Origin of the sequence: Aquimarina megaterium XH134 (assembly GCF_000520975.1) — a bacterium.
Taxonomy (GTDB): Bacteria; Bacteroidota; Bacteroidia; order Flavobacteriales; family Flavobacteriaceae; genus Aquimarina; species Aquimarina megaterium.
In genome coordinates this window covers 1-18,079 of sequence record NZ_JACB01000039.1, presented here as the reverse complement: position 1 = coordinate 18,079, position 18,079 = coordinate 1, and the positions used below count along the sequence as shown (strand labels likewise).

The window sequence follows — 18,079 nt, the reverse complement described above, 5'->3', positions numbered from 1 at the left end:
ATCAATTTATCTTAAGTATTTATTAATATGTGCTATATTTCTTTAGTAAGCCAATAGCTTGATCTGTTGCAATGGATTCACTTTCAATCTGATCGACAAGATTTTCAATGATTTCATAATTCTTATTAATCGCTATAGGTGTATTTTCTATAATATGCTTTGATGTCGTTTCTTTGATCCAATATCGCTCTTTGGCAAATGGGTATTTGGGTAGGTTAATGCATTTAGGTTTAACTTCTCCATAGAGTTTGTTCCAATCCAACTCCAGACCTTTAACCCATAATTCGAGTACTTTCGAAAGTTTTTTATTCTCTATCCATTTGTTAATAGTTTCCTGTAAATCGGTATCTGAATTAAATATGGATATCGAGGTATCATAGTGTTTTGCTTCTCCTCTGTAAAAGCTTTCAATATTTTTTTCTGAATTAAGATATGCCTGTAGTTTATCTACTAACTCCTCAACAGAGTTTACAATACACCCTAAACGTATCTCCATAACTTCCCGGGTTACCTGTAAGGAATAAGCTATGGAAAGCAGATCAATAGTTTGATCCGGATTTTTTATTAAAGTTAACAGATCACTAACTTTTTGTAGTAGTTGTTCCTCTGTTTTAGCTGATAGAACAATCATAACTTGTGCATCTTCTCTGGGGTGTACAGCAGAAGAAAATTGAAGAGTTATTGGTGTTGTATATTCTTCAATGACTACATGAGCATTAGTACCACTACGTCCAAAGGAACTTATACCTCCCATACGAGGTTTATCTTCTTCTTTTTTCCATTCTCTGGTGATCTTATTAATATAAAACGGGCTGTTCTCCCAGCTTATATAGTCATTTTCATCCTCACAGTTAATAGTAGCGGGTATTTTATTATGCTGTAGCCCTTTTAACAAACTAACCACACTTACCAATCCTGAGGCCGCCATTGTATGCCCCAGGTTACTTTTACAACTTGTTATGGCACAATTAGTCGTTTGTTTTGAATCTGGTCGCTCCTCAATGAGTTTTTTAAAGGCATCATTTAAGGCATTTAGTTCAATAGGGTCACCCAATTTTGTTCCGGTACCATGCGCAATAATATGTGAAATGTCCCGAGGGTTGATATCATAATTGGTATAAACATTTTTGATTAGTGCTTCTTGGCTTTTACCGCTAGGTGCAGTAACTCCATTAGTTTTCCCGTCAAAGTTGATACCACTGGCTTTAATGGTTCCGTAAATAGGGTTACCTGCTTCAATGGCTGCTGATAAGGGTTTTAGCATAAGCACTACAACTGCTTCACTAGCACCAATACCGTTAGCTTTTTTAGCAAAGCTATAGCATTGACCATCTTGTGAGAGCATTCCTGCCTGACTCATCTTAACATAGAATTCTGGCGATAAAATCAAAGAAGAGATACCAGCAACTAATGCTGATTCACATTCTCTGTTTCGTAAACTCATGATTGCCTGATGCATGGCTACTAATCCTGAAGAACAGGCTGTATTGGTCGCAATTGTAGGCCCTTGTAAATCGAGGTAGTATGACAACCTGGAAGATATCATGGCATTGCCACTATTACCAACTCCTTGTTCATCAGAAATAAGTGAACTATATTGACTTTCTTCCATTCCTGCAAAAACACCAATCGGGGTTCCTCGTAGTGATGAAGGATCAATTTGAGCATCTTCAATTGCTTTATACGCTTCAATTAAAAGCATCCTTTGACCGGGATCCATAGCTTCTGCTTCTCTAGGTGTAATTTCAAAAAACAAAGGATCAAATTCATCCACATTGTTAATAAAACCTCCTTTATTAGTACTGATTTTATTATCTGAATCTCCGGATTTTGAGAAATAATCACGCCAGTCCCAACGGGATAAAGGAATCTCGCTAATACCACTCTCTCCTTTTTCTAGCATTTTCCATAATTGATCTGGTGTATCGGCTCCTGGAAAACGTCCCGACATCCCTATAATAGCAATAGGTTCCTGAGTTGAGCTCGAAAAGTATGACGTATCTTTGGACTTAGTTTGTAAGAAGCGTTTTGGGATTGCGGTTTTCTTTAATACTGGTTTTTTCGTATCTACCTGTTGTCTCTCAATTACTTTATTCTGTGGTTTGTTATAAAATTCTTCTAAGTGACTATGATAATCCTGAACGAAGTAATCGCTTAATTTCTTAATAGTCGAATAATTATAGAATACAGCAGGAGTTATTGTAATAAAAAAATGTGTTCTTAGTTCTTTGGCAAATGTTGTTAAACTAATAGAATCAAAGCCATAATCTGCCAGATTAGTTACCCCGTCCAGTTTTTCTGAAGGTATTTTCAGGCTTGTAGATACAAGCTTGATAAGATCAGCATAAATACATTCTTGTAGTGAAAGGTCCTGATATTGCGCCTTCCACCCTTTACCCATGTGAGCATGTTGGTTTTGAATATTCGATGGTAATTGATCAAGTGGTTCTGCTGCGTAGGTACGATCTAAGAATTGTTCAACACGTTTAGGTTTACCTTTAAGTACTAGTGTTTGCGTTTGATTAGATTGGATAATGTCATTCCATATTGTTATTCCTTCTGATGTTTCGAGTACCTCCTGGCCACTGCTTTTAAGATAAAATGCAGCTTGCTCAAAATCGCCTTTACCCATGCCACCATCTTTCCAAAAAGGCCAGTTTATAACGACAGATTTTCCATTATTTTGGTTTTTCTGCTCACGATAATAAGCATAAGCCATTAGAAAACGATTTGCTATTGCATAATCACAAGATCCAAAATCGCCTAACATAGCAGCTGACGATGAAAAATAACACACAAAATCCAGAGGTTGTTCATTTAGTATTTCATCTAATACGATTATTCCCTTAGATTTAGGTTGAAGTACCTCATTGATGCTTTTTGTTGTTTTTTCATAAAAAACTTCAGAACCTTCAACTCCCGCTGCATGAATAATACCTGATAAATTAAAAGGAAGATTTTTTGCCCAGGACGTTATTGCTTTTCTATTACTAATATCAACAGAATAATAGTAAACTTCTTTGGCTCCTTCTTGTTTTAATTGATCAATCTTTTCCTGAATTTCAGAGACTAATGGCCTTCTACCAAGTAGTAACAGTTTTGCCTGATACTCTTTAGCCAAATAACGCGCCAACTCAAACCCTAGTTTTCCAACACCTCCGGTAATTAAATAACTGCCATTTTTATGGAGTACTGGTGTTTTTGTAGTATTACTAAGATTAAATGGCCTATACGATAATTCAAACCTTTGCTGATCTTTATACCAAATTACTCCAGGATGTTGTATGGCATCTAATAATTGCAGAGGCGTACATCCGGATGAATCTGTATAAAGTAATGATATCTTTGAATTAGGCAATACCAATTTTAGGGAACGCTCAAAGCCTATCCAGGAATAATCCCAGCATGTTTCTACAGATAAAGGGTCATAGTTACCTACTAATGTAATATCAACGGGATTATCAAATCTTTTAATGGCTTTAAATACATTAAACAATGCATGAATCCCTTTTTCTTTATTATTTTTTGCCCAAGTATATATTAGTCCAATAGACTTATTACTTTTATCGTTTACATCTTTAAGCACTTTTTGAATATCTGATACATTATTGAGGCGGCAGTGATAAAAGTTTTCAGAAATTTTTTCGTATTTCTGTTCTTGAAATACAAAAATTGCTTTTGCAAACTGACTAGTATTATCGGTATTTACAATACTCTCTTTAAACTCTTTATCTGCAAAAATAATAATCTGCTTGTTATTAGTTAATGAATTACCTAAAGTAAGAGGTTGCTCTTTCCAATATTCCTTAAAAAATAAACTTTGAGATACTTCTTCTGGTTGTAGAACAGCAGTATCATACTTGTCTTGGTATACTTCAATCGCTTTTTCTACATTTTCGGAAGTATTGTTTTTTTCGCCAAGACTCTGTAAGGATAGCCCTCTCATTTCTATACAAATATTCCCTTGCTGGTCGATAAGGTCAATATCTAGTACGTGATTAGTCGTCTTTATATCTTTAATGCGTACCCAGATATTCATTTCCTTCGTACAGGAAGATATTATACGTACAGCGTCTAACGAGGTCGGGAATAATGGTTGACTTAGAGATTCGATATCAGTAACTAAACCGATACATGCCTGCATCACTCCTTCTATGATCGAAGGATGGAGTACAAATCCTTTTTGATCATTTTCTTCTAGAAGTGGTATGCTTACTTCTGCTAATAATTGATTATCCCCTCGATAAATACTTGAGATTCCCTGAAGAGTAGAACCATATACATATCCTTTTTTTGATAGATCCGTGTATATGTCATTAGGTTTCAGAGCAATCTGTTTCATTTCATCTTTGAGTTGCAAAATATCAAGTGTAGCAGGTTCATTTAGATGACTATACGTAACTTGTCCCTGAAAATATATTTCTTGTTCTTCTTCAGTACTATAAATTTCAACACCTATTTGCTCACCTGCAAACAATGCTATTCTAACTTCCTTTGTTTCTTCAACCACAATTGGTTTTGTAAACAAAACATGATGTAATTCAATTACTGCAGATTCATCCTGGGGAGCATTTGCCAATATCATAGCTGCTTGAGCCATTTCTAAACAAGCTAATCCTGGTAAGACGTTATCGCCCTGAATCTTATTTTCTCTGATAAAAAATTCTTCACCATCAAATATGGTGTTATAGCTTTGCTGACGAAGGTCTGAAGTATTTTTATGTACTAATGGATGAAGTACTTCTAGAGCTTTTTTATAATTATCAACCGTTTTTTCAATCCAATAGCGCTCTCTTGCAAATGGATACAATGGCAAGTTGATACGCTTAGGTTTATGGTCTCCGTAGAGTTTGTTCCAATCTAACTCCAGACCTTTAACCCATAAATCCAGTAATTTCGATAGTTTCTTTTGACTTAAATAGTTATCTACAATGGTTTCTTTCATCTCATCATCATTACTAATGATTTGCAAACCTTCTTTATTGCGCTTCACCTGCCCCAAATAGACACCACGAATAGAATCCTCTCCTTCACTATAAGCTCGAAGTTTTTCTGCAAGTTGATCGATATCCTTCACCATAAAACCAAGGCGTTCTTCCATCGCTTCTCTACCTACCTGTAAAGTATATGCGATATTAACCAAATCTAACTCACCCTTCTCCTTTTTAATAAACTCCAATAAATCTGAAACCTTTTGTTTTAACTGTTCTTCAGATTTGGCTGATAAAGGAACTATAAAATCCGAGTTTTGTGTAATGACCTGAACAGGTCGTTTAACCGCTTCCTGGTTCTGAGAAACGTACTCTCCCATTACCAAATGTGCATTGGTACCGCTAAATCCAAAAGAACTGATCGCGGCCTGACGTTGTTGTGATTCCCTAACCTCCCAATCTCTTAATTCTGTATTTACATAAAAAGGACTATCATCCAGATTAATATGTTCGTTTAGTTGTTCAAAATTTATAGTAGGTGGCAACTGTTTGTACTTCATAGCCTGTAGCACTTTAATAAAACCAGCCACTCCGGCTGCTGTTAAACAGTGACCAATATTGCTTTTTACTGATCCCAAGGCACAATATGCTGTTTCTTCGGTATATTTTTGAAAAGACCTACGTAACCCTTCTACCTCAATAGGGTCTCCCAGTTTGGTAGCTGTACCATGCGTCTCGATCAACTGAATATTATTCGGATCTACATCAAATTGATCATACACTTGTTGTTCTAATTGTATTTGGGATTCTGTATTAGGAGCCGTAATCCCATTAGTCTTTCCATCCTGGTTAATACCCCATCCTTGTACCACTCCCAAAATAGTGTCGTTGTCTTTTTCTGCATCTTCTAACCTTTTTAGCATCACCACTCCAACTCCTTCGCCTGGTACAAAACCATTGGCTCGCTGATCAAAAGTATGGCATCTACCATCTGGAGAAAGCATACCAGATTGTGAACTCATAATATGCATAGAAGGTGTCGCCATTATATAGACGCCTCCTGCAATAGCGGAATCAATACTACCCGATACCAAAGCATCACATGCATTAGCAATAGCTACTAATGAAGAGGAACAGGCAGTATCTATAGAGACACAAGGCCCTTGTAAATTTAAAAAGTAGGAAATTCGTGATGCCAAAATAGAACCGGCAGCACCAGTAAATCCCTGAGCACTCAATTGATGTTTTTTTGATTGCTGAAGATAATCTCCGGCTGCACATCCTACATATACCCCACATTTACTACCCGAAAATACATGCGGATTATATCCTGCATGTTCTATCGTATGCCAACAGGCCTCTAAAAATAATCGCTGTTGTGGATCCATACTTTCTGCCTCAATAGGAGATATATTAAAAAACATTGGATCAAAAAGGTCATAGCCTTCTAAAGCTCCCATCCACTTGCTATACGTCTTGCCTGCAACAGCCTCTCCTGCCTGATAATACTTTTCAATATCCCAACGCTTCTTAGGAATCTCACGAATACAATTTTTTCCCTGAGCAATATTCTGCCAAAATGATTCTACATCACCTGCGTTTGGAAACTGACCCGACATGCCTATAACTGCAATAGATTGTGATCGAGAGGATGATTTTGCGAATTGATTAGCATTTCCTTGTAAACTTTTACGTAAAGATGTAAGACGTCTACCTTTAACTGCTTTTGGAATATCACTTTGAAAAACCTTTTCTGGGATATCAGTAGAAACAGTAGAGTTTGTTATAAGTACTCCCTGTTGTTTTATTTCATCCTGAATATGAGCACTAAGAGCACTCAGAGTTGAATAACTATAGACAATGGTAGCTTGTAGTGAAAGCCCATATTTTTCGTTAATGGTACGTATAAAAGTTACTCCTACAATCGAATCTAATCCTAAGTCTACAAACTGACTGTTATCATCAATCTCATCTTCTGATAAATGTAGCTCTTTGGCCAGTAGTTTCTTTAAATCTAAAAGAATATTAGGAAATATACTTTGAGTATTTGCCTCTGGTTCTTTTTTGGGTATATCTGTGATTTTTGATGTCACTGATCTACTTACAGATATTCCCTGTTTTTCTGATACTTCCTTAATATGCCTCCCTAATGCTGCCAGTGTAGCATAACTATACACAATAGTAGCCTGTAAAGAAAGGGCATATTTTTCGTTAATGGTACGTATAAAGGTTACCCCTACAATAGAATCCAGCCCCAAATCTACAAACTGGCTATTCTCATCAATCTCATCCTCTGATAAATGTAACTCCTTGGCCAGTAGTTTTTTAAGATCTGAGATAATATCTGGTAATACATCTGTACGTGAAACGGTATCTTCAATATTTACAGCAGGTAATTTTTCTGTAGCATTAATAGCTTCTTTCGAAATTGTACGATCTTGATAGAAATGACTCTCAATCTGTTGTAAAGTATCCTGTCTTCCTACAAATGTTTTTTCATGCATTGCCAGTTCATGACTATACGTTGTTTCCAATCGTTTTTTAAGATGCGCTGTCAATTGATCTTTGATCGCAACTAAATTTTTGCGAGAATATCTTACTATTTGTCGAGCTAGTACAAGTGCTGCTGAATGGGTCTCTTTTCTAGGAAAAACGGGGAAAAACATTCCTTTATTTTGTAATGCTTTTCCGGAATATTCAACTCCTCTCAATAAGGTCTCCCGAGAAAGATCATATCCTATTTTATCTGGAAAGATCAAAGTAGCTCCTGCTCCAGGAGTAAATCCATATCTCATATATGGGCTTACATAACGACTCTCTTCACTAAACAAAACAAAATCTGAAAACATACCCATAGACCAACCTGCTCCAATGCCATGACCCTGCATCGCCGAGATCACAGGAATCTTACAGTCTAGAGCTAATTCAAAAATCTTAGTATCTGTAAATTTAGCTTTCCCTTCCTGGATTGCCAATAAACTATCCTTGGTACCTCCGGATGCAAAATAATTGTCATAACCTGTTAATACCACCACCTTATAAGAAGGGTGTTCTGCAATATGCATAAACACCTCTATCATTCCTGCTATAAAAGCATCTGAAAACATATTCTTTGCCTCCCGATCTTCCATCGTAACCTCAACAATACCTTCTGGATAACTCTTTGCTTTTATAACTTTTGTGCTAAGAGTAATGTCTGTTATAGTTTTCGGTAATAACTCTGAAGTTTTTGTTTGCTCCTCAAACCAAACCGGTAACTCTTCTATCGTTTTCTTCTGTATTGAAATTTGTGCATTTTTCCAATTCCGTATAGCTTCTAAAGGTAACTTCACCCACCTTGATACCTGATTTAATGCTTCTGAAAAAACATCATCTGTTACAATCAATGAACCTACCTGATCTTGTAACTCTGTACCAGTATAGGTTTTACCTGCCAGCAGTAATTCTTTACTCGTAGTACATCCTAATCGATGACTAAATAACATAGCTGATCGTATTGCCAGCTCAGGAACTTCTATAAGACCTGATACAGAATACTCGCCTTGTGCATGGTAAATACAAACATCACAAGATAAACTGATCAACCAGCCGATATCTTTAGCATTAGAATTTATTACAGCAACTATGGGAATCGGAGATTCTAGAATCAAGTCCTGAAATTCTAAAACGACTTCCTTCGAACCCTCCAAATCAGATACTGAAACAAAATCAGCAATATCACTACTTAGAACAATCACTTTATAATAATTGTCTTTATCTAGTTGAGTAAAAATAGTTTTTAACCCTGAAATAATATTTTCTAGCGAGTAGTTCTTCCCTCCAGTATGTAATGTAATTGTTAATACATGATCTGTATCTGTTTCTAACTTCAAATACTTTGAATCAAAAGTAAGTTGTGGTTTTGTAGTTACTGTACTTTCTACCTGTATTGTAGGTACTACAACCAGTTGTTCTGTCAATGTAAATAGCTTACGCCCCAAATGTTGCTTTAATAGCTGCAGAGCGTCCTTTGATTTCTCACAAAGATCTAATGCAAAACTCTCTGTAAAAGAACTTACCTGATCCGATACAAGAATGGGACAACTACATCCTTGTTCTTGTAAAGCCTTGCCTGTTAATCCTTCAGATTGATATAGAAAGCTATGAGCAAGAACATTTCCAAACCGTTCTTTAAACCATAACTCTTCTTCTAAGCGAGGAAAAAATCCTTCCTTATAATTTGTATAAGAATATTTACTCTCTTCACTACACATCATAAAATCACACAACCCTCCTATCAGAAATCCAGTTCCAATAGCAGATCCTTTCATCTCGGCAATTATCGGAAAAGGAAAAGATGCTATAGCTTGATATAATCCTGATCTTACTGATTCATTATAAGATGTTCTGTCTCCTTGTAAGAACACATTACCACCACGCAATAACAATACTTTTAATGATGAAATCTCCTTTACATATGCTAATGCTTCTACCAATGCTGAAATCAAATCTGAAGAAAGCGTATTTTTATCAGGTGCAGATATAGCTAGTGAATACAACCCTTTATCGTGATCAAATAACTTAATTAATGAAGCGTTGGAAAGTTCTCTTCTCTGATTATTATAAGGTATTATATCAGAAAGAGTAGTAGTTGTTTTATCCAACACAGAATCTTTCATTTCTTCTATACCAAAAGTATCTGGAGTAACTAATAAAATTTGAGTTGGTTTTTCTAATATACTATCTGTGAACTTTTCTACTTCTGAATTTTCTAATACTATCTTTGAAGGAATCGGTATAGATAGTTCTCGTGGCGATCGCTGAATTTCTTCTAAATCTAACGATGGTTTTATTACTTCTTCTTGACTAAAAGTATTCTCTATGAAGTCGTGAATCACTTCCTGGTAACTAACCCCGTACATCTGTACACATACATTACCTTCTTGATCACATAAATCGATATCTAAAGCATCTGCTCTACCAGAACTATAACGAGCCCATACCCACATATTAGCGACACAACTACTCTTGATTTGTAAAGAATCTATACCAGTAGGTTCTAAAGCTGTACGAGAAAATAACAATAAGCCAGATTGTAATACTTCCTTAAGGATACCTGGGTGTAAAACATAAACTTCTTCTTCTGAAAGCAAATCTTCTGGTAAACTTAACTCTGCCAATAATTGCTTATCTCCCTGAAGAATGGAAGCTATGTTCTTGCGGGAAGAAGACAATACACTTCTTTGCATTTTAGCTCTAAGAGCCTTGTTGTCTAATGTTTTTAAAGGAAGCTCATTATGTAATATAACCTCTCCCTGACAATAAATTACTTCTTTCCCTTCAATATCACTATACACCTCAAAACAAACGCCTTCTTCTGTTTGATCAAATAAAGCGATATGCACTTCTATATCATCTCTAAAAATTAAAGGACCTGACCAAACTGTATTACTAAACTCCAAAAAATGTGGAGTCTTTTCTTTGGGTAATGCTTCTGCAATTGCTGCACGAGCCATTTCTAAATAAACAGCTACCGAAATTTCCTTATGACCAGTAGATAAACTCGAGATAAAAAATGCATCACCTCTAAAAGTCGAACTATATTTATGATTCTTAAGATCTGAAGTATTGCTATGCACTAAAGGATGCAATACTGAGATTGCTGTATTATTTTCTACCTGTGATGCGGTATCACTAACAGCTGTCCAATAACGTTCTCTGGCAAAAGGATATGTCGGAAGACTCATCAGTTCAGGAAGTACATCACCATACAATTGGCGCCAATCCATAACATAACCTTTTACCCAAACGTCTAATAGCTTAGCTATCTTTTTATCTGATATCCATTCTTGAATCACTGTATCAGCAGCTAACTCAGAAAAATCTTCATCTCGTTTGACCTCACCCTGATATATTCCTTCTACTTCTTTCGTATCATCAAGATAAGATTCTAGTTTTTCTTTCAACTCAACTATCGAACTCACCACAAGGCCAAAACGCTTATCCATTGCCTCCCGACCTACTTGTAAGGTATAAGACATCGAAGTCAAGTCAATATCAGTACGCTCCTGATCAGACACCTCAAGGTAACTCAACAGGTCAATTGCCTTTTGTTTCAATTGATCAGAGGTACGTGCCGATAAAACAATTCCTACATCAATAACTTGATCAGTATTTAGAACAGGACGATCTACATTAATGTATTCCTCTAGAATAATATGAGCATTAGAACCTCCTGCTCCAAATGAGGAAATACCTGCGATACGAGGATAAACCTTACCCGAAATCAATGGAGGATCCCAATCCCTTAACTCCTGATTTACAATAAAGGGAGTATTATCAAAATCAATATGAGGATTTAAACGCTTAGAATGTAACGATGGAACTATTTGACCATGTGCCATCTGTAATACTATTTTAGTCAAACCTGCAATACCTGCTGCTGATTCGCAATGCCCAATATTGGACTTGGCTGATCCTAGTAAACAATAACCCTTATCTTTTTCAGTTTGATCTCCTTCAAACGCCTTAGATAATGCGGCTATCTCAATAGGGTCCCCAAGCTTTGTACCTGTACCATGAGCTTCTATATAACTAATATGACGAGGATCAGTATCTGATATTTTAAGTGCCTCTGTAATAGCACTCGCCTGAGCCTTAGGGTTAGGAACACTATATCCATTGGTCTTACCCCCATGGTTAAGTGAACTTCCTTTGATCACTCCATAGATATGATTCCCATCCCGCTTAGCCTCTGATAATCTTTTTAAAACCACAACTCCGACTCCTTCGCCAGGAATATAACCATCCCCTCCTTCTCCAAAACTCTGGCAATGACCTGCACTCGAGATAAACTGACCAGAACTAAGCATCTGGTATTTATTTGGGTGAATGCTTACATTAACTCCACCTGCAATCCCTAAATCTGTACGGCCTTCCTTTAAATCCTGACACGCTAAATGAATTGAAGTTAGTGAAGAAGAACACATCGTATCCAACGTCATACTAGGACCATGAAGGTTTAAAAAATAAGAAACACGATTTGCAATACTAGCCAAGCTTCCGGATAGATTATATTCTCCGTACATCACACCTGCATAAACTCCTACCTGACCTGCCAGTCCTTCTTTACGAGGTATCTGTAGGCTAGAGCGAGTATATCCTGCATCCTCAATCGCCATCCAACTATGTTGTAAAAATAAACGCTCCTGGGGATCGATTGATGCAGCTTCTCTGGGAGAAATATTAAAAAATCTTGGATCGAATTCATCTACTCCTTCTATAAAACCACCCCATTTACTATAATGATAACCACTTTTACTACGGTCTTCGCTGTAATACGCTCGCCAGTCCCAGCGGTCTTTAGGAATCTCTGTAATACAATCCCTGCCCTCTTTAAGATTATCCCAATATGCAGCTATATCAACCGAGTTCGGGTAACGACCACTTAAACCTACTATAGCAATAGAATCTGCAGGAACTGAGTGTATAGAATTGGTTAAACGAGAACGACTAAAGCGTTTACCAGAAATCAGTTTATGCGCTATTCGTTCATCGGTTTCAGATTTAATATTGGCCAATTTTTCAATACTAATGTTATTACCTGGTGTTGAATCAAAAAGTGCGGTTAGTTGATGCTGATATGATTTCACAAAGTATTCTGTAAGCTCTCTAATAGTTTGGTATTCAAAAAATAGTGTTTTTGGCAAAGCACCAAAGGTTTCCTCTAACTGGCTTGTAAATTTCATTGCTAGTATGGAGTCGATACCATATTTTTCTAATGGTTCCTGAGGGTCAATCTTACGAGAAGTCAACTTTAACAATAAAGAGAATTCTTTACACAAGTAATCTTCAGTTTTTTCAAAAAGATCACTATGACCGTTGTTGGTAATCATTGGAGAATTTATAATCTCTTGATCTATTTTTTTATGGTTATGTAATTGAGATAAATCACCCTTTATTACTAGGACCTGATCTTGGTTTAATTCCAGACTACAATAAAATGCATGCATTCCAGCAATGGTTTCCATCGGTTGTATTTGCATAGTTTGTTTTAATACCTCCTGACTTGCCTGATCTATTTGCATACCACCGTCTTGCCATAGTGGCCAGTTGATAGATAAGGTGTGTCCCTGCCGTTGGTCTTTTTGAACCAACTGATTTCGGTACACAGCAAATTGATCCATAAATCCATTAGCCGCTGCATAATCTGCCTGACCTACATTGCCTATTTGCGATGCCACAGAAGAAAACAACACCAAAAAGTCTAAGTCAATATCCTTACTAGCCTGATCCAGGTTGAAAGTACCTGTTACTTTTGGAATGAGTACACTACCAAATTCATCTCTTGTCTTTTTAACAATGAAATTATCAGAGGTCATACCAGCACAATGAAGAATACCATTTAATTGTTTATACTCTTTGGAGATAGTAATTATAAGTTGGTTTACCTGTTCTAAATTACTTAAGTCCAATTGTCGATATTCAACTGTATTGTTACGTATCGGCAATGCTTCAAGAATTGCTTTTCTCTCTGTAGTCAATGTAGAACGACCAGTTACAATAACTCTGGAATGAGTGGTTTGTTTTAGGATTTCTTTGATAAATAAAATACCTAAACCTCCCATACCTCCGGTAATAAGATATACGCCACGGTCTTTGAATGCTATTTTAGGACTTACATCACTCGCCTGTATTTCTTCCCTTTTCAAAACATAACGGATATTCTGATCATATTTAACCTGATGATCCTCAAAACTCGATACATTTTCTTGAAGCTGTAAAGAAAGTTCTTTTGCCTCTATATCAAGCTGAGTACGTATGATTTGCCCTTTCAGTACTGGGTTCTCAAGAGTAGCCGTTTGTAACAAGCCCGAAAGCCCCATAAAAACAACCTGTTCTACGTCATTACCTATGACTATCTGAATCAATATGTTGCCTTGAGGTTTATTAGAAAGTATCTGTTGGAGGTAGTCAAAACACGACATAGCATGACGTTCATATCGGTCGGCAATACTTTGATCTTCTCCTGAGGATAAACGTACAAAATGACAATCTGGTAGTAGCTCTTTTATTTCATTTTCCTTTAACTGAGGTATTTCGCAAAAAATGATATGATGCTCAGTATATTTTATTTCGCCTTCAGATACTGACATATCTTTTCTCCAAACCGAAGTAGAGAGCATTGTTCCTATAACTTTACCTTGTTCTTGTAACTTTATAGTTTTAATTTTTTCTAATGCTTCAGTTTGCGTAAGTTTTCCTTTGGAAATATCTTGGAATATTTTTTTTAGGTTTTCCTTCATCTTTTCTTTCAAATTTTTCTCGAAAATTCAGTGTTAAACTAATTCCACAGCTTCTTCATCAGAAAGCTCTTTATTTAATACGCTTTGGATAAGGCTTTGATAATAGGCATCATTAAAAGTTGATGTCCCATTAATAGTTCTGCTCAATAAATCACCAGTTGTTGTATTCATTGGCTCTTTCTCGTTTTTCATAACACGAAAAGCCATTTCTTTAATTTGCACACATATATTTCCTTCCTGATCGCATAGATCAAGGTCTACTTTAATAAGTTTATCTCCAGGTTTACTACCCTTAGCATACCGTGCCCAGACCACCATTTCTGGCACACAAGCAGAGATTATACGTAAAGACCCTAGTGCAAAAGGGAGTAATGGTTGCTCTGGAATTTGATCCAGATTCTGAAATAAGCCAATAGTGGCCTGCAGAGCACTATCCATTAAACTAGGATGTAACAGATAATTATTTTGTTCATTTTTAGCTGTTTCTGGCAAGGTTAAGTTGGCCAGTACTTGTCTTTCCCCTTGGTAGATTACTTGTATCCCCTGATGTGCGAGTCCGTATTGAAGTCCCATTTGGGCAAAAGCGTTATAAATATTGTTTTGTGCTAACTTTCCAACTGTCATTTGATCTCTAAGTTGATCAATATCTATTTTTTCTAGAATCGTTTGATTACTAAAAATCGCTTTCCCTTGAAAATGTATGATGTCTTCTTCTTTATTATGACTATAGATTTCGTAATCTATTTGCGGGTACTGTTCAGAATTCGAATCATCTAAAAACAGGATGATATTTATTTGTTTCTTCTCATCTATTATAGCAAAAGGTTGAATCCAAATGATGTTGTTCAACTCTAAAATGGCAGATTTTATAGGTGAAGGCATAGATTTTTCGATAGCAGTGCGGGCCATTTCGAGATATGCCACTCCTGGAAGGACTTTCTGGTTAAAAACCTGATGGTCTTTTAGAAAAAATTCTTCTCCGCTAAATGTTGCACTATAACTCTGCTTACTAAAGTCTGAAGTGTTTGCATGTAATAATGGATGTAAAATGGATGATGTTGTGATCCCATTTGCATAACTATTCTTTTCTTCAACACTATCAACCCAGTACCGTTCTCTGGCAAATGGATACAATGGTAAGTTGATACGATTAGGTTTATGGTCTCCGTAAAGTTTGTTCCAATCCAACTCCAGACCTTTAACCCATAAATCCAGTAATTTCGATAATTTCCTTTGATTTATGTAGTTATCTACAATGGTTTCTTTCATATCATCATCATTGCTGATGATACGAAGACCTTCTCTATTTCGTTTTACCTGCCCTCGATATACACCATCGATATTCTCTTTACCCTGGACGTAATCCTGAAGTTTTTCTATCAGTTGATTCACCTCACTTATCATAAGTCCAAGACGTTCTTCCATAGCTTCCCTGCCTACCTGAAGGGTATATGACATCTCTAACAAACTCAGAGAGCCTTTCTTTTCTTTAACAAAACTTAACAGATCAGATGCCTTTTGTAATAGCTGTTCTTCTGATCGGGCTGATAACGGGATCATAAGTGCTTCATCTTGTCTAACAACCTGAACCGGTTTTTGATCTGCTATCCTAGGCTCAGGAACATATTCTTCTAATACCAAATGTGCATTAGTACCACTAAATCCAAAAGAACTGATCGCCGCTTGCCGTTGCTGACCTTCTTCAACCTTCCAGTCTCTAAGTTTAGTGTTTACATAAAACGGACTATCATCCAGATTGATATGTTCGTTTAACTGTTCAAAATTTATAGTGGGTGGTAACTGCTGATGTTTTAAGGATTGTAGTACCTTAATAACCCCTGCTACTCCGGCTGCGGTTAAACAGTGTCCTATGTTACTCTTTATTGAACCCAAGGCACAATATTCTTTTTCCTGGGTATATTTTTTAAAGGTCTTACGTAATCCTTCTATTTCGATAGGGTCTCCCAACTTCGTACCAGTACCATGAGTCTCTATCAACTGGATATTATTTGGGTCTATTTGGAACTGATCATATACCTGTTGTTCTAACAAGGTTTGTGATTCTGTGTTAGGAGCTGTAATACCATTGGTCTTTCCATCCTGGTTAACGCCCCAACCTCTGATCACTCCGAGGATATTATCTCCATCTTTTTCGGCATCCTCTATTCTTTTGAGCATAACCGTTCCAACTCCTTCGCCAGGTACAAAACCATTGGCCTGCTGATCAAAAGTATGGCATTTACCATCTGGAGAAAGCATACCGGATTGCGCTGCTTTAATATGCATATCCGGACCAGCCATTACGTAAACTCCTCCAGCCAAAGCAGCATCAATACTACCCGATACCAGGGCATCGCATGCATTGGCAATAGCTACTAATGAAGAAGAACAGGCTGTATCCATTGATATACAAGGACCTTGTAAATTTAAAAAGTAAGAAATACGAGCCGCCAGAATTGAAGTAGAACCTCCTGTAAAACCTTGAGCACTTAATTGATCTTCTCTTGATAACATTTGATAATCCCCATAAGCACATCCGACATATACCCCGCATTTACTACCTGAAAATGCATGTGGATTGTAACCTGAATGCTCTATAGTATGCCAACAGGATTGTAAAAACAACCGCTGTTGCGGATCCATACTTTCGGCCTCTACCGGTGAGATATTAAAAAACATAGGATCAAATAAGTCATACCCCTCCAGTGCTCCCATCCATTTGCTATAGGTCTTTCCCGGGACAGCGTCTCCATCTTCATAGTATTTATCAATATCCCAACGTCCCTCAGGTATCTCACTGATGCAATCCTTACCTCCAGCTATATTCTGCCAGAATACATCAACATTTTCTGCTTTGGGAAACTGACCAGACATACCAATAATAGCTATGCCTCCTGAAATACCTTTATCTGTTCTTAATGAAGTATTGCGCAATGAAGTATCTTTTCGCCACGAGCTAAGTTCTTTTCTTACGATCTGTTTTAACTGTCTTCTTTTTTCTTTCTGTAGAAAATCAACAGTCGGACTGCTCACTTCCTCTACTTGAACTCCTAATTCTTGTTGTATATGCCCACTTAATGCAGATAATGTAGCATAGCTATATACAATAGTTGCCTGTAATGAAACACCAAACATTTCATTAATCTTACGGATAAAAGTAACTCCTACAATAGAGTCCAGTCCCAGGTCTACAAACTGGCTGCCCTCATCAATCTCTTCTTCTTCCAGGTGTAACTCCCTGGCTAATAATTGTCTTAAATCTGATAGTATATTTGATCGCCTTTCATTGCTAAGTACCGTGTTAGTTGAAGTAATAGTAGAAACTGATGACTCAATTGATACAACAACTTCTTTTTCTTGTTCCCTAGTTTCTTTCAACACATAAGCACTCAAAGCTGAAAGTGTAGAATAACTATAAACGATAGTAGCTTGTAATGAAATATGATATAGTTCATTGATCTTACGGATAAAGGTAACCCCAACAATAGAATCTAACCCCAGATCTACAAACTGACTATCCTCATCAATTTCTTCTTCTTCCAGGTGTAGCTCTCTAACCAATAATAATTTGAGCTTATTAATAACCATAGGTAGTGTGAACTTACCTTGTGGTGTATTTTTAGCTGAAGATAAAACTGGTTTCTCTTTAATGAATTGTTGATTTTTTGTACTTGATGTCGTTTTAAAGTTATCTTCTATTAGAGCTAGAGTATCTAAACGGCCTACAAAAGTCTCATCATGCATTGTCAGTTCTCGTGCGCATATATCCTCTATATGCCCCTTGACATCATGAGTCATCTGATGCTTAAAGGGAATTAAATTATCACGGGTATTACACGTTAATTCTCTGGCCAATGCAAATGC

Annotated in this window: 2 protein-coding genes; both read right to left on the bottom strand. The window is 36.6% G+C overall.

What is annotated here, in order from left to right; genetic code table 11:
- Window positions 1–22: 22 nt before the first annotated feature.
- Window positions 23–14,215, bottom strand: a complete 14,193-nt coding sequence (locus Z053_RS31140; protein WP_025666760.1) for an SDR family NAD(P)-dependent oxidoreductase — start codon at window positions 14,213–14,215, stop codon at window positions 23–25.
- Window positions 14,216–14,248: 33 nt separating this feature from the next.
- On the bottom strand, window positions 14,249–18,079 hold a 3,831-nt coding region (locus tag Z053_RS29000; protein WP_035096475.1), incomplete at its 5' end, for a type I polyketide synthase.